A 20,908-nucleotide genomic window follows, 5' to 3' on the forward strand; every position below is an offset into this window, starting at 1 on the left:
AGATTCGCGCGCAAGGCTGCTCTACCCGACTGCCGCGGATCAGATATTACCGCTGCCGCCCGGGTGAAGAATGAAGTCACTCATATGCAGGTTCGCCTTGGCGACGTTCGACAGCAGGCCATCGAACTGTATCAACGTGTCCACGCCGGTCTGCGCGACCGCGCTGCTGGTGAGCCAGGATTGGAAGGAAGCCGCATTGTCGGGAGTGAACGGGAGATTCGTTAGAAGATCGATCTTGTCCTGCCCGGGCAGGAAATCAGCGATCGTGTCGTTGCCCATGTGCTCGGCGAACACGAATTGGTCGGCGCCAACCCCGCCCTTCAGGATATCGTCGTGCGCGGTCGAGAAGATCACGTCGTTGCCCGAGGTCGCAAACGACGAAAGGTTCATCGTCCCGTTGAACTGGTCTTCGACCACGGTGAACTGGATGGTGTTGATAATCGGCGCGTCGTTCTTGGCGCCTACGCTGTACACCCCACTACTGAATGCCGTCGTACCGCCTGTCGTCGACGGCATTGCAATGATCGAGCGGGAGGTCGAGCCATCGGTGCCATCCCAGGCAACGAAGGTCAGGTGCTCGGTATCGCCGCTTCCGGAGCCGCTGAAGCGCACGTTGTCGCCTGCGGATAGCAACAATGCCTCGCCGGGGGCCAGTTCGATCGCGATCCACTCGCCGGCCGAGATCTCATATTGCCAACTTCCCCCTGCGCTACCGTTGTCGACTCCGGTGATAGCGATGCCAGGCGGGTCGCCGTCGGGATCGCTAACCGTGAGCTTGACGTTGCCGAAGAAGAACTGACCGTCGAAGACGGCGATCCCATTGGTGTTCGCCAACTGTGCCTGTTTTGCGGATACACCCGATTGCACGACCGGCGCGTGGTTGGCGCCCAGTACCGTCAGACTTGCGGTATCCGAGGTCGAGGAAAAAGCCGTGGAGCCGCCCGATGACGATACATCAGCCGTCGTCCCGCTGGTTCCCGTCGTCTGATCCCACGCCACGTAAGTGAGCGTGGCCGCTCCCCCGTCCGTTCCGTCCGGGACGAACTTGACCACGTCGGTTGCAGCCAACAGCAAGGCCGATGTCGTCGATACCGCAGGGAAAGCAAAAAAGGTGTTTCCGTCCGCCGAATATTCCCAGTGACCGTTGGTGCCGGTCGTGGAAGTGATCGCGATGCCTTGCACCGCGCCTTTATCAACATCGGCAATGCTCGTTCCGACGAACGAAGCAACGGTCTGGCCGGCATTCGTAGCGTCGTCCTCCATAACCGTCGCCAGCGTCGGGTTCGATACGGTCACCACCGGCGCGTCGTTGGTGCCGGTGATGGTGACGGCGAAGGTCTTCGACGTCGCGCCGCCGTCGCCATCGTCGATCGAAATCGTGTAGGTCAGCGTTAGCGTTTCGCTCACGGCCAGATAATCGAACGCTGTCGAGGCTGCGGCGAATGACAGTTCGACCGAGCCGGACGACGAACCGGAGTTCTTGGTCACCCCGCCCGGCGTGACCAGCGCCATCAGCGCCGCCTGGCCGAGTGCAAGGCCCGTAGTGGCACCGGTCACCACCACGCCGGTGATGTCAGCGCTGTGGCCGACATCGGCCAGGTCGACGTCTGTAAACGTCACCGGGATGGTCGCGGTCAGCGCTGAGCTATTGGTCTGCTCGGTCAGATTCTTTTGCGCGATATTGGCGATAACAGGTGCGTCCTCGGTGCCGGTAATGGTGACCTCGATCGTGCGATCGACGGTGCCTCCATTGCCGTCCTCGAGCGTAATCGTGAACTGCTCGACCTTGGTCTGGCCCTTTGCGAGATACTCGACGGCGGAAGCCGCTACGCTGTAATTCCAGTTAATGGTGTCGCCCACGCCATCGACGGTGTCCGGGGTCACCAGGGCGGTCAGCGCCCCGAGCGCACCCGCGGAAGCCGTGACGGTCGGACCGACATTGTGGGTATCCGTGAGATCGACGTCCGCCAGCGCAATGGTGCCGCTGTCGGTGAGATCGCCCACCGGCACAACCAGCTCGGTCACCGCGCTGGTTACGTCCGCCGTTGCAACCACAGGGTTATCATTGGTGCCCGTGATGGTGACGACGAAGGTCTGCGTCGTCACGCCGCCGTCGCCATCGTCGATCGCAACGGTGTAGGTGAGCGTCAGGACCTCGTCCTTTGCGAGATAGTCGAACACCGTCGAACCAGCGGAGAACGCCAGCTCGACAGAACCGGACGACGAGCCGGAATTCTTGGTCACCGCACCCGGCGTCACCAGGGCTTTCAGCGCCGCTTCGTCGAGTGCAAGGCCCGTGGTGGTGCCGGTCGCGACCGCTAGGGTGACCGTAGCACTGTGGCCGACGTCGGTCAGGTCGACGTCGGCGAACGTCACGGGGATCGTCGCAGTCAGCGCCGCGGTGTCGGCCTGCTCGGTCAGGTTCTTTTGCGCGATATCGGCCATAACAGGCGCGTCGTCGCTGCCAGTGACGGTGACGACGAAGGTCTGCGGCGTCACGCCACCATCGCCGTCGTCGATCGCGACCGTGTAGGTCAGCGTCAGGACCTCGCCCTTCGCCAGATAGTCGAACGCCGTCGAAGTGGCGGAGAACGACAGCGCGACCGAGCCGGAGGATGAGCCGGAATTCTTCGTCACCGCGCCTGGCGTCACCAGCGCGATCAGCGCGGCCTGGTCGAGCGCAAGGCCCGTGGTGGTCCCGGACGCCACCGCGCCGGTGATATCAGCGCTGTGGCCGACATCAGAAAGGTCGAGATCGGTGAAAGTGACAGATATTGTCGTTGTCAACGGCGCGGTATCGGTTTGCTCGGAGAGGCCCTGCTGCCCGATAGCCGCGATCAGTGGCGCGTCGTTGCTGCCGTCGATGGTAACGACAACGTCCTGCGACGTGACGCCGCCATGATCGTCGTCGACCTCTACGGTGTAGGTCAGCGTGACCGTCTCGCCATCGGCGAGGTAGTCGAAATAACTGTCCGGCGCCGAGAACGACCAGCTCTTCGAGCCCGGCACGCCATCGGTGGAATCGGTAAGCGCCCCCAGCGACAGCCAACTGAGCTGGACCGTGCCGTTGGCGAGGCCCGTCATCATCACGCCGGAGGCATTGACGCTGGCGACCTTGACGTCATGCGTATCGGTCAGATCGGCATCGCTGAACGTGATCGCACCGCTTGCGGTATCCGGCGTCGCCGAATCGTGGGTGTCGGCACGTTCGGTGATGGCTGCGGTCTGTGGGTCGCTGGTAATTTCAGCCGTATCATTGCTGCCGGTGACGGTGACGGTGATCGGCTTGGCCACCACGCCGCCATGCCCGTCATCGACGGTTGCGGTGTAGGTCAGCGTCAGGATTTCGCCATCGGCAAGGAAATCGAACGCACCGTCGGCGACGCTGTAGCTCCAGCTCGCCGAACCGTTATTGGTATTGCCGGGAGCCTGCACCACGGCCAGCGGCTCATCAACCGCGGCGATCGCAGCAAGTTGCGTGGCGGTGAGCTGTGAGGTGACGTCGACGTCGTAGGGGTTCAGGTAGGTGAACGCAGTGAAGGCGGCGCTCGCCACCGGCCGGTCGGTCAGGTCGACGTCGATGAAGCTGATCGTGCCGGACGCCGTATCGAGCGCGGTGGACCCCGTCGGGTTCGGCTGGTTGACGTTCGAAAGTTCGGCGAAGGCATCGCTGGTGGTGTCGATGCTCGGCACGTCGTTGGTGCCGATGACGACGACGTCGGCGCCCTTGATCGAGACGGTGATCGGCGTGGAGATGACGCCGCCGTGGCCATCGTCAACCTGGGCGACGTAATTGAGGGTCAGCGTCTCGCCCTTGGCGATGAAGTCGAATGCGCTGTCCTCGATGCTGTAGGTCCAGGTCGCCGAGCCGTTGTGAGTGTTTCCGGCCGCCTGCACCACGCTCAGCGGCACCTCGACGGCCAGGATCGCTGCCAGCTGGGCCGGCGTCAGCGTCGCGGTGACGTCATTGCCCTCCGCATCGTAGTACCGGAACGGATCGGTCGTGGAGATCGCCGCGCTGACGACGGGACGGTCGGTCAGGTCAACGTCGGCGAAGGTGACGGTGCCGGTCACGGTATCGACCGCCGCATTGCCGGTGCCGATCCGCTCCGTGATCGTGCCACCTGTCGCGGACAGCGTCGGCTTGTCGTTGGTGCCGGTAACGACGATCGAAAACGGCACGAACGTCGTCTCGTTGCTGGGCGCGTAATTGTTGTCGACCCGCGCCATGTAGGTCAGCGTCAGCGTCTCGCCGGAGGCAAGAAAGTCGAACGCGCCATCGGCAATGGAGTAGGTCCAGGTCGCCTTGCCGGTGTTCTTGCCGTTGGGGTCCTGCACCACGGCCAGCGGCACTTCGACCGCCTTGATCGCGGCCAGTTGCGCCGCTGTCAGCGTCGCGGTGACGTCGACCTTCTGCGAATTCGCGTAGACAAAGGAGGAAAACGCGGCCTGGACGCTCGGAACGTCGTCGGGGTTGATGTCGGCATAGCTGACGGTGCCGGAGATACTGGCGAGCGTCGGGCTCGCGGTCACATCGATCCGCTCCGCAACGGCGCCGCCGTTCGCGTCAGCCTTCGGCGGCCCGGCAATGTGAATAGCCGAGGGACCGGGATCTCTGCTCGGAAGAGCCGCAGGCTTGTCCGGGACGTTGACGAACTGAAGCGTGACCGGGACGAAGTCGTTGCTGGCCAGCTTGAGGAACGACGTTTGCGGATCGATCGAGCCGTTCGAGTTGTTCGTGAGCTTGGTATTCGGGTTGTTCAGGTCGGTGAACTTCAGCGAGAACACATCGCTGATGATCTTCTGCGCGTCGGGCGACAGTTGCACTGATGACTGGAAGCTGACCGTGCCCTGGCCATTGATGATCGTCTGGGTGCCGGCCCGGTTGACGGTTGCGATCGGCGTCAGCGTGGTCTTGTCGAACAGGATGTAGGAACCGGTGGTGCCGTCGGGCTCGACCAGCACCTGGAATTTCGCCGGCGGCGCACCGCCCTGCGACGGCACCTCGAAATCGATCTCGACCAGCACCGCGGTGCCGCGGATGCCCATGGTCGCGACTGGCGTGTCGACCTTCATGTCGCCCTTCTTGGCGGTGGCGCCGGCGACGAACGAGATGGTGCCCTGCACCAGGCTGAGCAGCGATTTGTTGTCCGACCCGTTGGGGTCGTAGACCATTTCGTTCAGCACCATCTTGGCGTTCGAGGCGAGGCCGAACACGGTGCCGTCGATGAAGGTGATGCCGAGCGTCGAATCGGAGCCGGACTGGACCACGTCGCCTTTATGGACGGTGTCGCCCTGGTTCAGGATGATCGAGACGCCGTTGCGGATCGCGGTCGCGTTACCCGCGAGCTTGGTGACATGGCCGATGACCGCAGGCGCGACGCTGGCGCTGCCGTCGGCCTGCGCGAACTGGATGTGCCCGGCCAGCGCGTTGACGATGTCACCGGTGAGGTGGGCGCCGTCGGGCGAAGCCAGCGCGGCGCGCTTCTCGCCCCTGAAGTAATCATTCAGGACGAGTTCGCGATCGCCATCGGCGAGGATCAGGTCGACGCCCGACCGCTTGAAGTTCCCGTGGAACAGCAGATGGGCATCAGAAATAATGATCGCGTCTGTCGGCGCGTGTGTCGAAACCTGGTCGACATGGAACTTGCCGGGAGACGAAAGATGGCCGTGCGGCGACAGCAGAGGCCCGAGGCCAATATCCGCGCCGGAAAAAGGGTCGAGGTCACCCGATCCGAATTTGCCGGCGTAATTCAATGGGCACCAATCTAAATGGTTAAGAAGTATGAAATTTCCCTGCAGGGTTTCATACCACGCAGGTAGGGAACAAAAAAGTACGCGCGCCGCACACACCCTTAATATGGGTAAGTCTGCAACAGGACCGAAAAGGTCCGGAAAAGTGTCGGGCGAAAGTGTGGCAGGGAAAAGGCCGGCCTTAACTCGGACTGATCGAAAAATGGGCACGGCCTTCCCGCGGCATAAAGATGAGCAGTCATAATACTTTACCTTTGCCGCAGCGCAGCGTGTGACGCTTCCTGAGGGACGCGACAGCCGCCTGAAGGCTGATCACTTCCCGTCCACTGGAAGCCGTCATCCCTTCGAAGCATCCAGGACAGGGCGCAATCGCGCCACCGGAGCGATCCTGCGAGCAAGGTTAATTCGGTGACACTGTGACCCTTTCGCAACCGTAAGCTCTGCGCGGTGTCCCCAGCCCTTCCGGGATATCCGAGCGGCTTTGATGAGCGCCGATCTGAGTGGATCGATAAAATTAGCTGCAACTGGCAAGGCCGCGTTCACGCTGCCTCGCAAACTTCCGATAGGCCTCCCCTCGTTTTAAACGGATCAAAAGTGCCGTTGCCCATCCTGCCCATTCTGAAATGATCTGGGCGCGAGCAGGCAGAGCAAGCCCGCCGATACCCGGACAAGGGGTGTCAGATGGGATTGTTAGTCTATGCACGCGCATGGCGTGCGGGCATTGTCGCGTGTGGCCTGGCATGGTTCGGGCCAGCCGACCTGCGGGCCGAGACAGCGAAGCCGTCCACGCCGGCGGAGCTGATTCAGCAATCGGCCGAACCGTTCGGGCTTGCCGCATCCTCTCTCTCCAGCGGCGGCCTGCGCGACAAATGGCTCGGCGTGCAACGCCGGCTCGACGACGAAATGGTGCAGCTTGCGCTCTGCGAAGGCGACCGTGACGGCTGCGTGTCTCCGGCCGCGCTGAAATTCCTCGACATCGTCGACGACGCCCGGTTGCGCGAAGGCCGCGCCCGCCTCGGCGAAATCAACCGCGCCATCAATCTCACCATCCGGCCAATGAGCGACCTCGCCCAACACGGCCAGATCGACGCCTGGACGCCGCCGCTCGCAACGCTCGCGCGTGGCGGCGGCGACTGCGAGGATTATGCGATTGCGAAATTCATCGCCTTGCGCCGCGCCGGCCTAGCGCCCGACGATCTCAGGATCGTGGTGCTGCACGATACCATCCATGGCGAGGACCATGCGGTGGCTGCCGCGCGGCTGGACGGGCGCTGGCTGACGCTCGACAACCGCCACATGGCGATGATCGAGGATACCGACGTCAGAAATTTCCGGCCGACATTCGTGATCGGCCAGCACGGCGTGATGCGATACGCCGATGGCCCTCTGCTCGCCGACACCTCGGACAATAATTCTGTGGCTTCGCTCGTCGTGAGTTCTCTGGCCGGCTCCGCGACCCGGCCATTCGAACGCGTCGACTGACGAATGACGGCGCGCAAATATTGCGCGGCGACGACTGACAACAATCTGCTTTCCTTGCCTGATCTTCCTTGTCCTCGCGGCCGATGGTGCGCCGCAGCCGCTATGCCAGCTTGCATTCGTTCGGTGAAAACATGACGAGACAAATTTTCTCTTTTTCATTTCGCGCCCCGCATTGATTGACGCGATCCTTCTCACCGGCATAGCATTCCGGCAGATCCGCTAGAGATCACTGGGAGGTGAATGAGATGACACGTTTGCCGCGCGTTGATTCTGCTTGCCGTTTGTTTCCTGAAATTGCCGTTACTTCCCGTCGATCGGCGCGCCTTGCACAGACCGCGATCGCAATCGGGCTGGGCCTGACGCTATCCTGCAGCGCTGCACTGGCGCAGAGCCCTGCCAAGGGATCGCCCGAGCACATCAAGGCCGTCACCTCGGCGGTCGACGGCGCATCGATCAAGGCCAATACCGCGACCTCGAACGACTGGCCGACCATCGGCCTCGACTATGCCGAGACGCGCTTTTCCAAGCTCAACCAGATCAACGCCGACAACGTCAAGAAACTTGGGCTGGTGTGGAGCTATCCGCTCGAATCCTCCCGCGGCGTCGAGGCGACGCCGGTCGTGGTCGACGGCATCATGTACCAGACCGCATCATGGAGCGTGGTGCACGCCATCGACGCCCGCACCGGCAAGCGGCTCTGGACCTTCGATCCCAAGGTCGACCGCGAGAAGGGCTACAAGGGCTGCTGCGACGTGGTCAACCGCGGCGTCGCGCTCTGGAAGGGCAAGGTTTATTTCGGCGCCTATGACGGGCGGCTGTTCGCGCTCGACGCCGCCACCGGCAAGGTGGTCTGGGAAAAGGACACCATCGCCAGCAAGGAGCACTCCTACACCATCACCGGTGCGCCGCGCGTGTTCAACGGCAAGGTGGTGATCGGCAATGGCGGCGCCGAATTCGGCGCGCGCGGCTACGTCACCGCCTATGACGCCAAGACCGGCAACCAGGCATGGCGCTGGTTCACCGTGCCCGGCGATCCGTCCAAGCCATTCGAGGATGAATCGATGGCGGCCGCAGCCAAGACCTGGGATCCGGCCGGCAAATACTGGATCAATGGCGGCGGTGGCACGGCCTGGGATACCATCACCTTCGATCCCGACCTGAACCTCGTCTATATCGGCACCGGCAACGGTGCGCCGTGGAATCAGAAAGTCCGCAGTCCGTCCGGCGGCGACAACCTGTATCTGTCCTCGATCGTCGCGCTCAATGCCGATACCGGAAAGTATGCCTGGCACTATCAGGAAACGCCCGGCGACCATTGGGACTACACGGCTACCCAGCCGATGATCCTGGCGGACATCAACATCGACGGCGCGCCGCGCAAGGTGATCCTGCATGCGCCGAAGAACGGCTTCTTCTTCGTCATCGACCGCACCAACGGCAAGTTCATCTCGGCAAAGAACTTCGTCGACGTGAACTGGGCGACCGGCTACGACGCCAACGGCCGGCCCATTGAGATAAAGGAGGCGCGCAGCGACGAAGCCTATGACAGCATTCCGGGTCCGGCCGGTGCCCACAACTGGCATCCGATGTCGTTCAATCCGCAAACAGGTCTTGTCTACATTCCGGCGCAGGGCATCCCCACCAACCTCACGCCGGAAAAGGCCTTCAAACACAATGCCGTTGAACCCGGCAAATTCGCCAGTGCGACGGGCTGGAATATCGGCTTCCTGCTGAACGCTACGCCTCCCAAGAACCCGGCCTTCGGACGTCTGGTAGCCTGGGATCCGGTCAAGCAGAAGGAAGCCTGGCGCGTCGAGCACGTGGCGCCGTGGAATGGCGGCACCCTTACCACCGCGGGCAACCTGGTGTTCCAGGGTACGGCCGACGGCCGCTTCGTCGCCTACAACGCCACATCGGGCGAGAAGCTCTGGGAAAGCCCGACCGGCACCGGCGTGGTCGCGGCGGCTTCGACCTACATGCTCGACGGCAAGCAGTATGTCTCGATCGCGGTCGGCTGGGGCGGCGTGATCGGCCAGTGGATTCGCGCCACCGAACTGCAGAGCCCCGGCACGGTCTACACCTTCGCGATCGACGGCAAGGCGCCGCTGCCGGCCTTCGTGAAGTACCAGACCGAGGGGCTGTTGAAAGGCGTGAAGTATGACCCGAAGGATATCCCTGAAGGCACCGCCATCTATGTCGCCGCCTGCGCCGCCTGCCACAGCGTGCCCGGCGTCGACAACGGCGGCAACATCCGGAACCTCGGCTATGTCGCGCCCGAAACCATCACCAACCTGAAGGACATCGTGTTCAAGGGCCCGTTCCGCGACCGCGGCATGCCCGACTTCACCGGCAAGCTGAAGGAAGCGGATATCCCGAAGCTGCAGGCCTTCATCCAGGGCACCGCCGACGCGATCCGGCCGAAGTGACGGGGCTGCCGTCATGCCCGGGCAGAAGCGCGAAGCGCGTCTTCGCGCTAGACGTCCCGGGCATCCACGTTCTTGGGCTTGGCGAAGGAAGACGTGGATGGCCGGGACAAGCCCGGCCATGACGGAGAACAGGCCTCAAAGCAAACGGGCTGCGCGAGTATCTCGCGCAGCCCGTTGTCGTTGAGGCCTTTGAACGCTGGAGAAGACGTCTCCGTCAGAACATCAAATTATCCTTCACCAGCACCCAGCGGCCGTTCTTGATCTGCTGGACCTGGGTAATCGTGCTGGCGAGATGATTGGTCTTCGAGAACACGGTGGGCGGCGAGTTGAAGATGTCCATGAACTTGTCGCCCGACTCCAATGCCTCGAGCATTTTCTGTCCTGTCAGGTCCTTGCCGGCCTTTTTGGCGTAGTGGGCGAAAGTCATAACGGAGTTGTAGCCGATGATGGCCTGGGTGTTGGCGTCGGAGCCGAACATCTTCTTGTAGTTGGCCAGCCACTCCTTGACCTTGCCTTTGGCCGTATCCTCGTACGGGATCTCGAAAGCGGCCGCGGCGTAAAGCCCTTCCACGGCTTCCTTGCCGAGCGCCGGCACTTCAAGCACGTTGGTCGGCGTAGCGCCGAGGAAGGTGACGTCCCATCCGAGCTTCTTGGCTTCGCCCATCGCACCGATGGTCTCGCGGATCACGGTGCCGAGCACGACCACATCGCAGCCGTCGGATTTCATCTTGGCCACCTGCGCGCTGAAGTCGGAGGCACCGCGCTTGTAGCTGGTGACGGAAGCGGGCTCCAGCTTCATCGCCTTGACCTGCTGGGTGAAACCATCGAGCACGTTCTTTCCGTACTCGTCGTCCTGATGCAGGATGCAGGGCTTCTTGAAGTTCTTCGCTTCGATCATGTACTTGACCACGGCGCGCGTGCTCTCGACATAGGGCAGCAGGTTGCTGAATTTCAGCCGCTCCTGCGGCTTCGCCGGATCGAACTTGAAGGTAAATTCAGCCGCCGTCAGCGGAAACAGCTGCAGCACCCCAGCGTCAAACAGAATATCTTGCGAGGCGAGCACCGTCGGCGAGCCCATCGGCCCGACCATGGCGAAGACCTTGTCGCGCTCGACCATCTTCTGCGACGCCAGCACGGCGCGCTTCGGATCGTAGCCGCTGTCCTCCAGGATCAGCTTGATCTTGCGGCCGTTGATGCCGCCGGCCGCGTTGACCTCTTCCACCGCCATCTTCATGCCGTTGGAAACCGGAACGCCCCAGACCTTGATCGGGCCGGACAGGTCCTGATGGGTGCCGATGACGATCTCGGCTGCCGAGATGCCATCATTGGTGACCTTGGTTTGGGCTGCGGCCGGCAGTTGGGTCAGCGCAAGGGCGCTCACCGCAAGGCCCAACGCCCTAAACGATTTCGACATTGCAATATCCTCCTTGTTGGCCCGTGTTGAGCGAAGGGTAGGGCCTTCTTGTCCTTCGCCGCTTCGTTAATTTCGCTTCAGGTATCCGTCCGGCTACGCCACCGCCCGCTCGCCATACATGGCGTTGATTTCGGCAGCATAGCGCTTGTTCACGAAACTGCGCTTCAGCTTCATGGTCGGCGTCAGTTCCTCGTCCTCAGGCGTGAGCTGACGTTCGATCAGGTAGAACTTCTTGATGGTTTCGACGCGCGCAAAGTTGACGTTGACGGCCTCGATCTCGCGCTGGATCAGGTCCTGGATCTCGGGCGCGCGGCACAGGCTGGCGTAGTTGGTGAAGGGAATGTCGTGGTCCTGCGCGAACTTCTCGACATTCTCCTGGTCGATCATGAGCAGACACGTCAGATAAGGCCGCTTATCGCCGATCACCACGGCGTCGGAGACGTAAGGCGAGAACTTCAGCTGGTTCTCGATCTCCGACGGCGTGATGTTCTTGCCGCCGGAGGTGATGATGATGTCCTTCATCCGGTCGGTGATCTTGACGAAACCTTCGTTGTCGATCGAGCCGACGTCGCCGGTATGCAGCCATCCCTTGGCATCGATGGTCTCGGCCGTTTTCTCCGGCTGGTTCAGATAGCCCATGAACAGGAAGTCACCCCGGATCAGGATTTCGCCCTGCGGTGAAATCGCTACCTCGCCCCAGGGCGCGGCCTTTCCGACCGAACCGAGCTTGATGCGATCGGGCGGCATCACGGTGGCGACGCCGCAATTTTCGGTCTGGCCGTAGACCTCGCGCATATCGATGCCAAGCGCGAGATACCAGCGGATCAGGTCCGGCGCGATCGGCGCCGCACCGGTAAAGGCCAGCCGGCAACGGTCGAGACCAAGCATGCGGCGGATGTTGCGGAACACCAGATAGTAGGCGGCGCTATTGGCGAGCCGCAGCGACAATGGCGGTGTATCGCCCTGCAGCTTGTACTCCGTCACGCGATTGCCGACGGCGAGCGTGTTGCGGTACATCCATTTCTGGAAATTGGTCGCGTCCTTTAGTGCGATCGTGATTCCGGAATAGAATTTTTCCCAGACCCTGGGCACCGCGAGGAAGGCCGTCGGCTGCACCTCGCGCAGATTGTCCGGCACCGTTTCCGGACTTTCGGCGAAATTCATCACCGATCCCAGCGCCAGCGAGATGTAATAACCGCCGATCCGCTCGGCGACGTGGCAGAGCGGAAGGAACACCAGCCGCTCTTCATTATCGGTGGACGGAAACAGGTCGTTGGCATGACGCATCTGATGCGTCACGCTGCGATTGGAATGCATCGCGCCCTTTGGCGGGCCCGTGGTGCCGGACGTGTAAACGAGGATGGCGAGATCGGAGGCCGCTCGGCTTCCGATCATTTCGTCCCACAGTGCCTCGTTGCCCTGCTCGTGGTTGCGCCCGAGCGCCATGAATTCGGCCAGCGACAACACCATCGGGTCGTTGAAGCCGCTCAGGCCTTCCATGTCGAACACGATGATCTTCTGCAGCGTCGGGCAACGCGAACGGCACGACAGGATCTTGTCGAGCTGCTCTTCGTCCTCGGCGAAGATCACCCTGGTCGAGGAATCGTTGATCAGATATTCGACCTGCACGGATGAGTCGGTCGGATAGATCCCCGATGAAACGCCGCCGGCGCACAGGATGCCCATGTCGGCGAACACCCATTCCGGCACCGCATTCGCGATGATCGAGGCGACGTCGCCGGGACGAAAACCCGTGGCATGCAGGCCGTAGGCGATATCCCTGGATATCTGCAGCCACTCGCGCCAACTGGTCGGCTGCCAGATGCCGAATTTCTTTTCGCGGATCGCCGGCCGGTCGCCGCGGGTTTCCACGGACTTCAGAAAACTCTTCGCGATCGTGTCGGCGACCGTCAGCACTGCCGGTCTGGCCATGCTCTCTTCCTCCCTCTCGTCGCCTGCTTCGCCGGTCTTGTCAGCCGGTCTTGCTTCTTGAAGCAGGGCCTGAATCTAGCTCTAACTCGTTCTGAACGCCATGCTTTTGACTGCGAAGGTTAACGCCATGTCTTCTTCTTTTTCCAGCGCCGCTCGCCGCGGGCGCCTTCTTCCTTGGCGCCGAGATAGAATTCCTGGATGTCCTTTGAGTTCATCAGCCGCTCGCAGGTGTCGTTCATCACGACCCGGCCGATTTCCAGCACATAGCCGTAATGGGCGGTCTCCAGCGCGACTTTCGCGTTCTGCTCGACCAGCAGGATCGACATGCCCTGCTCTTCGTTAACGCGCTTGATGATGGTAAATATCTCCTTCACCAGGATCGGCGACAGCCCGAGCGATGGCTCATCCAAAAGTAGCAGGGTCGGCCGGTTCATCAGCGCCCGCCCGATCGCCAGCATCTGCTGCTCGCCGCCGGAAAGCTGCCCGGCCGGCTGGTTGATCCGTTCTCTCAGGCGCGGGAAATAGCCGTAGACGCGCTCCAGATCCTCGGCGACGCCGTCGCGATCTTTGCGCGGATAGGCGCCCATCATCAGGTTTTCGCGCACCGAGAGGAACGGAAACACCTCGCGCCCCTCCGGCACGTGGCTTAAGCCCAGCCGCACGATCTTGTCGGCCTCCATGCGCTGGATCGGCTTGCCCAGAAATTCGATCGAGCCCTTCTGGGGATCGAGAATGCCGGAGATGGTCTTGAGCACGGTGGTCTTGCCGGCGCCGTTGGCGCCGAGCAACGTGACGATACGGCCGCGCGGCACCTCGATGCTGATGCCCCGGATGGCCATGATCGGCCCGTAATAGCTCTCGATATTGCTGAGCTTGAGGATGATGTCGGAAGCGCTCATGGCATCATCCTCATGCGCCGAGATAGGCAGCGACGACGTCGGGATGGCGCTGCACCTCGGACGGCGACCCCATCGCGAGCACGCGGCCGTAGTTGAGCGCAATCACGCGGTCGGAGACGCGATTGACCAGCGTCATGTCGTGTTCGACCATCAGCACGGTGATACCGAGCTCGGTCTTCATGTCGCGGATCCAGAACGACATGTCGTCGGTCTCCTCGACGTTCAGCCCGGACGACGGCTCGTCGAGCAGGATCAGTTTCGGCTCCGAGCACAGCGCACGCGCCAGCTCGATCACCTTGCGGACGCCGTAGGGCAGCCCCGAGATCAGCTTGTCGCGATAGGCTTCGAGATCGAGGAATTCGATCACCTGCTCGACACGGCGGCGATGCAGCTTTTCGCCCGCGCGCACGCTCGGCAGGAACAGCAGTTCCTGCCACAGTTGCGTGGTGGAGTGCCTGTGACGGCCGACCAATAGATTGCTCAGCATGGTCGCATTCTCGAACAGTTCGATGTTCTGGAAGGTGCGCGCAATGCCGTGCCCGGCGATCTCGTAGGCCGGCTGATCGGTGATGTCCTGATCCTCGAAAAAGATCCTGCCTGACGTGGGCGGGTAGATCCGCGAGATCAGGTTGAAGATCGAGCTTTTGCCTGCGCCGTTGGGGCCGATGATCGAGAGGATCTCGCCCTTCTCAACAGCGAAGCTGACGGAATCGACCGCTTTCAGGCCGCCGAAATGCAGGGACAGGTTTTCCGCGCGGAAATAGCTCATCGGTTCCGCTCCGATTTCACGTAGATCTTCTGGCGCTTGAAGGTGGCGCGCTTGTAGAGCGGGAACAGCTGGAAGAAGAGTTTTATCTTCAGCCAGCGCCCGTACAGACCGAGCGGCTCGAACAGCACGAACAGCACGATGATCACCCCGTAGATCGCGCCCTTGAGGCCGTTGGCGGAGGCAATGGCGGCGACGTTGCTGTAAATCTTCGACGCGGTCACGCTGTCCGCGCCGAACGTTGCGAAGATGCCCGCGATGATGCCCGGCAGGTCGTCCTTCAGGTAGGTCAGGAACGGATCGATCATGACGATGAAGATCGCGCCCAGCACGGCGCCGTGCGGGCTGAACGCGCCGCCGATCAGGATCACGATGATGAACTCGATCGAGAGCTGCAGCGTGAACATTTCCGGGCTGATGAACGACAGCTTGTGGGCGAACAGGACACCGGCGAATCCGGTGATGGCGGCGCTGATCGCAAACGACTTGACCTTGTAGAGCGATACGTTGACGCCCATGCTGCGGGCCGCGGTCTCGCTGTCCCGAATCGCGACGAAGGCGCGGCCGGTCGGCGAGCGCAACAGGTTGAGCGTGCCTAGGATGGTCAGGAACAGCACTGCAAGACAGAGGAAGTAGAACGAGGGGCTGTCGCGCGACACCGTGGTGCCGAGCAGTTGCAGGGCCTTGACACGCATGCCCTCGTTGCCGTGGGTCACGCTCTCCCAGCGCGCCAGGATTTCCTCGACGATGAAGGCGAAGGAAATCGTCGCGATCACGAGATAGATGCCCTGCAGCCGCAGCGCCGGGAATCCGACCATCGCGCCGACGACGCCTGTCAACAATCCGCCGACGAGAAAATATACCGGGAAAGGTACGTTGAACTGCTGCAAGTACGCCGCGGAATAGGCGCCGATGGCGAGAAAGGCGGCATGGCCGAGCGACGCCTGCCCGGTGAAGCCGGTCAGGATCATCAGCCCGACACCGACGGTGGCGTAGATGAAGACGAAAACCAGCTGGCTGACGATATAACTGGACAGCACGAACGGCGCGATCAGCAGAAACGCAAGCAGAACGCCGTAGGTGACGATGTAGCCGCTGTGCGGAAACAGCTTGATGTCGTCTTCATAATCCGTCTTGAACATAAAGCGCATGACTGCCCCTAGACCTTCTTGCGCATGTGAACGCCGAACAGGCCTTCGGGCTTGAGCAGCAATACCGCCAGCAGAACGATGTAGGGCGCGACGTCCTTCCAGCCTTGCGGCAGATAGAAGCCGGCCATGCTCTCGATCACGCCGATCAGCACGCCGCCCACCACGGCGCCGGGTATGGAGCCGAAGCCACCGAGCACGGCAGCGGGAAACGCCTTCAGGCCCAGCACAAGACCGACATTGGAGTGAATGAAGGTGATCGGCGCCAGCAGCACGCCGGCAGCGGTCGCGACCGCCGCACTGATCGCCCACACGATCGACACCACGCGCTTGACCGGAATGCCCATGTAGTAGGCGGCCAGCATGTTCTCCGAACTGGCGCGCATCGCGGTGCCGAGCGTGGTGCGGTTGAAGAACAGATACAGCAGCGCGCAAAGGATGATCGTCGCTGCGATCACCGACAGCTTGTCGTATGCCAAGACCAGCGAGCCGATCCGCAGCACGCCGTCGCTGAACGGCGTCTCGATCTTGAAATCGTCGGTGCCCCAGATCATGCCGACCACAGAGCGTAGGAAGTATCCAAGCCCGATCGTCGCCATGATGATGGAAAACTGCGGATAGCCGAGAATCGGACGCACCACGACGCGTTCCGCCAGCATGCCGAACAGCGCCATCGCCGCGACCGCGCCGGCGAATCCGAGCCAGTAATTGAGACCGAGCATGCCGATGAACGTGAAGGCGAAGAACCCGCCCAGCATCATCAAATCGCCCTGGGCGAAATTGACGACCTCGGTTGCCTTGTAAACGAGCACAAAGCCGAGCGCGATCAAGCCATAGACGCAGCCGAGCGCGATGCCACTCACCAGCTGCTGAACGAAGTCCAGCATCATTTCCCTCCCCGATGCCAGGCGATTCTGTCGATCGCCTTTTCCGCATCTTGTGTCTACACGCTGCCTGGCATCCACGATGCCTGCAGCCGCACATGTCCCGCTGCATTGAGCCCAAAGCGCCGACCCCTGTCAACAAAGCGCTGCGTGCCACGCCGTTAACAATTGCGGAGAAATGCCGCAGCCCGGGAAGTTGCGGGGTTTGCTGCGATTTGGCGTGCAAGATTCACCGCGCCGAAAGTTCTTCGGTCCATGGTCCGCAATGAACAACGGGACCGCCCTGAAGTCATGAAGTCAGATGTATCGGCGCTCGAAGTGCGAGAGTTAACGAAGCGTTTTGACCGCCCGGCGGTCGACGCGCTCGACCTCACCGTTCGGACCGGCGAGTTCTACGCCCTGCTCGGCCCCAACGGCGCCGGCAAGACCACGACCTTGCGCATGGTCGCCGGTCTGCTCAAGCCCGACGCCGGCTCTGTCTCAATTTTGGGCATCGATGCGCTCGCCGATCCCGTCGCCGCCAAGCAGATCATGGCATGGGTCTCCGACGAGCCGATGATCTATGACAAGCTGACGCCGCTGGAATATCTCGAATTCGTCGCCGGCCTCTGGGGCATCGATCCCGCGGTTTCCGACCCCTCGGCGCAGCAGCTTCTGGTGTCGCTCGGACTGGAGCCGCACCTGCACGAACGCTGCGAGGGATTCTCCAAGGGCATGCGCCAGAAGGTCGCGCTGGCCGGCGCGCTGGTTCACGATCCCCGGCTGATCATCCTGGATGAGCCGTTGACCGGCCTCGATGTGCTGTCGGCGCGTCACGTCAAGGGACTGCTGCAGGACCGCGTCCGTGCCGGCTGCACCGTGATCATGACGACGCATATTCTCGAAGTCGCCGAGCGGATGGCCGACCGCATCGGCGTCATCGCCGCGGGCCGGCTGGTGGCCGAGGGTACGCTCACTGAGCTGCGCCAGCAGAACGGCCGCAACGACACCAGCCTCGAAGACATGTTCATCGTGCTCGTCGACACTGAGGCGGCCGCCGCATGAGTTCGGCCGCGGCGCTCAGCTGGTTTGCCCGGCACGAGATCCGTCTGGCCTGGCGCGAATGGCTGGCGATGATGACCGGCAGCCGCGGAAAGCGAAAGCGCGCCATCATCGCCCTGATCGTGTTTGCCGCCATCCTGCACCTGCCGGCCTATGCGGTGATCGGCCGCTTCGCCGATTTGCAATCTCCGCTCGGCAAGCCCGAGCTGATCGTCATCACGGCGACCATCTTCCTCGCCTGGGCCCTGATGCTGTCGCAAGCCATCGAATCCGTGACGCGGGTGTTTTACGCCCGCGCCGATCTCGACCTTATCATGTCGTCGCCGGCGAACCTCGCCAACGTATTCTCGGTGCGGATCGCGGCAATTGCGCTCTCCGTCACCGGGATGGCGCTGTTGCTGTCGACGCCCTTTGTCGACGTTCTCGTGATCGGCGGCGGCGTTAGATGGCTCTCAGCGTTCGGCGTCGTTGTCGCCATTGGCCTCACGGCTGCCGCCGTGGCGATCGCGATCACGGTCGCGCTGTTCAGGTGGATCGGCCCGAGCCGCACCCGCCTCGTCGCGCAGGTCGTGGCCGCCGTTATCGGCGCCGGCTTCGTCATCGCGCTCCAGGTCGTAGCCATCCTTTCCTACGGTACATTGTCTCGCTTTACGGTGCTGACATCCGATGCCGCTTCAGCCTATGCGCCTGATCTCGACAGTCCGCTGTGGTGGCCGGCGCGCGCGGCGATCGGCGATGGCATGGTGCTGTCGTGGCTCCTCTCCGGCGGGCTCGTGCTGCTCGGCGTCGTGATGGCAGTCTTCTCGCCGAGATTTGCCGATACCGTCGTCAGTGTCGCCGCAACCGCCCGACCTGTCCGTTGCGGACCGCGCACGACGGCATTTCGCGGCGGTACGCGACAAAAGGCGCTGCGCACCAAGGAGTTTTTGCTGCTGCGGCGCGACCCATGGCTGTTATCGCAAAGCCTGATGCAACTGCTGTACCTGGTGCCGCCGGCCTTGCTGCTGTGGCGAAGTTTTTCCGAAAGCTCGACCGCGATCGTTTTGATCACGCCCGTGATCGTGATGGCGGCGGGCCAGCTTGCCGGCGGCCTCGCCTGGCTGACAATATCGGGCGAGGACGCCGCCGACCTGGTCGCGACCGCGCCGCTGCCGCCGTCGCGCGTGATCCGCGCCAAGATCGAGGTGATGCTGATCGCAATCGGCGTCATCTTCGCGCCGCTGATTACAGCACTCGCCTTTGCCTCCGTGACGCAGGCGATCGTCACCGCGCTCGGCGTCATCGTCGCAACCGTCTCGGCGGCTGCGATCCAGCTCTGGTTCCGCGTGCAGGCCAAGCGCAGCCAGTTCCGCCGCCGCCAGACCTCGTCGCGGCTGGCGACATTCGCAGAAGCCTTCTGCTCGATCGGCTGGGCCGCTACCGCAGCCCTCGCCGTCACGATCCCGATCGCCGCCGTGATCAGCGGCGCGTTCACTGTGGCGATCCTGGTTACGACATGGAAGATCAGCCCGCGGCGGGACTGAGCGCCCTCTCCTTCGTCATGGCCGGGCATGACGAACCAGATGGCAATCCTCGCGAGAAATCCGGTTGAATCAGCCGCGTAGTGTCGACCGAGTCATTACAGGCGAGGTAGTGCGCTGATCTCGCTTTTATTGAACCATGCCCGCCACTGCTTCGATCTCGACACGAAAGCCGTAGTGCAACGTCGGGACGGGAACGACCGCACGGGCCGGTCGGACGGCGCCGATCCATTCGGAATAGAGTTTGTCGAAGACCGGCCAGTCATTGATGTCCGTGACGTAGACGCGAACATGAATGAGCTTGTCGACAGCGCTGTTTGCCGCCTCCAAGGCCGCCGCGAGGTTGGCCAATGCCTGACGCACCTGGGTCTGAAAGTCCTCGTCAGCAAGCCTCGCGCCATTGGCAGAGATCGGCAATTGTCCAGACACAAAAACAAAAGCACCGGCTCTCACAGCATGACTGTAGTGCCCACCAGGAGCCGCCATTCCCTGAGGTTCCAAGTAGTCAATGTCACCAGCCATTAAACCTCCGCCATGTTTCGATGCCGTTGTCCGTGGCTGCCTGATATTCGGAGAATTGCGCTCCGGTTGCACAGGCATGATTCGGGAGTATTCGAAGTCGTGTGCCGATCGGAAAGCGATTTTCAGGAGAGACGAGACGTCCGTTCGTCGCGGCGAGGATCCCGTGCTCCTGATTTGCCGCGATCATGACCAGGTCTTCCTCGAGCGGGTGCCCTCCTGAGTCGCATGCGATTCCGTATCCATAATCATGGTGCTGACGAGCAGTGCCGCGGTCTCGGCTCATCGCCATCCAACCGGCGTCGACGATGATCCAGCCTTTTTCCGACTGATGGCCGACCACGGTCGTCAGCACGGAAAGGGCAATATCGTCGATCGTGCAGACGCCGACATTCGTCATGAAAAGATCGAAGAACACGTACACGCCGCAGCGCACTTCCGTGACGCCGTCCAGGGCACGGGCGGACAGCGCTGTCGGGGTCGATCCGACGCTCACTACCGGACAGGGAAGGCCGACAGCGCGAAGCCGTTCGCCCGCGCGCACGCTCAAGGCACACTCCTGCTCCGCCAAACGCTCCAGGGCATCGGGATCGTCGAGTTCATAGGAGTTTCCGGCATGAGTCAGCACGCCGCAAAGTGTGGCGCCACCGGTGTGAAGAATGCGACCGATATCGATGAGACGCTCATCCTCGGGGCCTACACCCGAGCGGTGCCCATCAGTGTCGACTTCGATCAGGACTTCGAAAGGATCGCGATGCGACTGCGCCTCGACGACGGCTTGCGCGGCCTCGACCGAGTCGACCAGAATTCTGAGACGGCAACCCTGATCACGCAGTCCCTGGGCCCGGCTGAGCCTGTGCGGAGCGATGCAGACCGCGTAGAGAATATCGTCGTAGCCCGCGGCAAAAAACTCCTCAGCCTCGCGGAGAGTCGAGACTGTGATGCCGTTCGCGCCTGCGGCGCGCTGCCTGTCGGCAACTGCGACGCATTTGGTCGTCTTGACGTGGGGACGGAAACTGACGCCCAAGGCGTTCATCCGGTCCTGCATGCGGGCGATATTACGCTGCGTGCGCGCGACGTCGACGACGGCAGCGGGTGTTTCGATATCCGAAAGAGATGTCAT

At 62.3% G+C, this 20,908-nt stretch carries 13 protein-coding genes; 4 read left to right on the forward strand and 9 right to left on the reverse strand.

The window, feature by feature from the left end:
* Positions 1-39: 39 nt before the first annotated feature.
* The gene (locus V1279_RS31085) at positions 40-5,757 is read right to left on the reverse strand and encodes a VCBS domain-containing protein (protein ID WP_334443938.1); all 5,718 of its coding nucleotides are present in this window, start codon (positions 5,755-5,757) and stop codon (positions 40-42) included.
* A 678-nt stretch (positions 5,758-6,435) separates the two neighbouring features.
* Here V1279_RS31085 and V1279_RS31090 point away from each other — a divergent pair.
* Together V1279_RS31090 and V1279_RS31095 are read left to right on the forward strand one after the other, a co-directional pair.
* Positions 6,436-7,236, forward strand: coding sequence for a transglutaminase-like cysteine peptidase (locus V1279_RS31090; RefSeq protein ID WP_334443941.1), 801 nt, complete (start codon positions 6,436-6,438; stop codon positions 7,234-7,236).
* Positions 7,237-7,481: 245 nt separating this feature from the next.
* Positions 7,482-9,662, forward strand: a complete 2,181-nt coding sequence (locus V1279_RS31095) for a PQQ-dependent dehydrogenase, methanol/ethanol family (protein WP_334443944.1) — start codon at positions 7,482-7,484, stop codon at positions 9,660-9,662.
* Between the two features lie 214 nt (positions 9,663-9,876).
* Here the strand turns inward: V1279_RS31095 and V1279_RS31100 are convergent, their stop codons facing one another.
* The 6 genes from V1279_RS31100 to V1279_RS31125 all read right to left on the reverse strand — a co-directional run bounded on the left by V1279_RS31100 (position 9,877) and on the right by V1279_RS31125 (position 16,708).
* Positions 9,877-11,076, reverse strand: a complete 1,200-nt coding sequence (locus V1279_RS31100; protein ID WP_334443947.1) for an ABC transporter substrate-binding protein — start codon at positions 11,074-11,076, stop codon at positions 9,877-9,879.
* A gap of 93 nt (positions 11,077-11,169) precedes the next feature.
* Positions 11,170-13,008 carry an AMP-dependent synthetase/ligase gene (locus tag V1279_RS31105; protein WP_334443949.1) on the reverse strand — a complete coding sequence of 613 codons (1,839 nt, stop codon included), beginning with the start codon at positions 13,006-13,008 and terminating at the stop codon, positions 11,170-11,172.
* A gap of 119 nt (positions 13,009-13,127) precedes the next feature.
* Positions 13,128-13,907: an ABC transporter ATP-binding protein gene (locus tag V1279_RS31110; RefSeq protein WP_334443951.1), complete on the reverse strand. Its 780-nt coding sequence runs from the start codon at positions 13,905-13,907 to the stop codon at positions 13,128-13,130.
* A gap of 10 nt (positions 13,908-13,917) precedes the next feature.
* On the reverse strand, positions 13,918-14,676 hold the full coding sequence (locus tag V1279_RS31115) for an ABC transporter ATP-binding protein (RefSeq protein WP_334443953.1): 759 nt from the start codon (positions 14,674-14,676) through the stop codon (positions 13,918-13,920).
* Positions 14,673-15,824 (reverse strand): branched-chain amino acid ABC transporter permease, encoded by a 1,152-nt coding sequence (locus tag V1279_RS31120; protein WP_334443955.1) that lies wholly within the window; start codon positions 15,822-15,824, stop codon positions 14,673-14,675. The genes V1279_RS31115 and V1279_RS31120 overlap by 4 nt, the downstream gene beginning before the upstream one ends.
* A gap of 8 nt (positions 15,825-15,832) precedes the next feature.
* Positions 15,833-16,708: a branched-chain amino acid ABC transporter permease gene (locus tag V1279_RS31125; protein ID WP_334443956.1), complete on the reverse strand. Its 876-nt coding sequence runs from the start codon at positions 16,706-16,708 to the stop codon at positions 15,833-15,835.
* A gap of 288 nt (positions 16,709-16,996) precedes the next feature.
* On the opposite strand from V1279_RS31125, the gene V1279_RS31130 reads away from it, so the two are divergent.
* Together V1279_RS31130 and V1279_RS31135 are read left to right on the forward strand one after the other, a co-directional pair.
* Positions 16,997-17,749, forward strand: coding sequence for an ABC transporter ATP-binding protein (locus tag V1279_RS31130; RefSeq protein ID WP_334443959.1), 753 nt, complete (start codon positions 16,997-16,999; stop codon positions 17,747-17,749).
* Positions 17,746-19,269, forward strand: a complete 1,524-nt coding sequence (locus V1279_RS31135) for a permease (RefSeq protein ID WP_334443962.1) — start codon at positions 17,746-17,748, stop codon at positions 19,267-19,269. Before V1279_RS31130 ends, V1279_RS31135 begins: the two co-directional genes overlap by 4 nt.
* Positions 19,270-19,395: 126 nt before the next feature.
* Here the strand turns inward: V1279_RS31135 and V1279_RS31140 are convergent, their stop codons facing one another.
* A complete protein-coding gene (locus V1279_RS31140; RefSeq protein WP_334443965.1) occupies positions 19,396-19,788 on the reverse strand; it encodes a RidA family protein in 393 nt (130 codons plus the stop codon).
* On the reverse strand, positions 19,778-20,908 hold the full coding sequence (locus tag V1279_RS31145) for a DSD1 family PLP-dependent enzyme (protein ID WP_334443967.1): 1,131 nt from the start codon (positions 20,906-20,908) through the stop codon (positions 19,778-19,780). Before V1279_RS31145 ends, V1279_RS31140 begins: the two co-directional genes overlap by 11 nt.

This window comes from Bradyrhizobium sp. AZCC 1610, assembly GCF_036924515.1.
GTDB lineage: Bacteria > Pseudomonadota > Alphaproteobacteria > Rhizobiales > Xanthobacteraceae > Bradyrhizobium.

Bases quoted from the DNA above. Each gene is read 5' to 3' on its own strand.
- V1279_RS31090 (WP_334443941.1), top strand. From the start codon at position 6,436: ATGGGATTGTTAGTCTATGCACGCGCATGGCGTGCGGGCATTGTCGCG.
- V1279_RS31095 (WP_334443944.1), top strand. From the start codon at position 7,482: ATGACACGTTTGCCGCGCGTTGATTCTGCTTGCCGTTTGTTTCCTGAA.
- V1279_RS31100 (WP_334443947.1), bottom strand. From the start codon at position 11,076: ATGTCGAAATCGTTTAGGGCGTTGGGCCTTGCGGTGAGCGCCCTTGCG.
- V1279_RS31105 (WP_334443949.1), bottom strand. From the start codon at position 13,008: ATGGCCAGACCGGCAGTGCTGACGGTCGCCGACACGATCGCGAAGAGT.
- V1279_RS31110 (WP_334443951.1), bottom strand. From the start codon at position 13,907: ATGAGCGCTTCCGACATCATCCTCAAGCTCAGCAATATCGAGAGCTAT.
- V1279_RS31115 (WP_334443953.1), bottom strand. From the start codon at position 14,676: ATGAGCTATTTCCGCGCGGAAAACCTGTCCCTGCATTTCGGCGGCCTG.
- V1279_RS31120 (WP_334443955.1), bottom strand. From the start codon at position 15,824: ATGCGCTTTATGTTCAAGACGGATTATGAAGACGACATCAAGCTGTTT.
- V1279_RS31125 (WP_334443956.1), bottom strand. From the start codon at position 16,708: ATGCTGGACTTCGTTCAGCAGCTGGTGAGTGGCATCGCGCTCGGCTGC.
- V1279_RS31130 (WP_334443959.1), top strand. From the start codon at position 16,997: ATGAAGTCAGATGTATCGGCGCTCGAAGTGCGAGAGTTAACGAAGCGT.
- V1279_RS31135 (WP_334443962.1), top strand. From the start codon at position 17,746: ATGAGTTCGGCCGCGGCGCTCAGCTGGTTTGCCCGGCACGAGATCCGT.
- V1279_RS31140 (WP_334443965.1), bottom strand. From the start codon at position 19,788: ATGGCTGGTGACATTGACTACTTGGAACCTCAGGGAATGGCGGCTCCT.
- V1279_RS31145 (WP_334443967.1), bottom strand. From the start codon at position 20,908: ATGACATCTCTTTCGGATATCGAAACACCCGCTGCCGTCGTCGACGTC.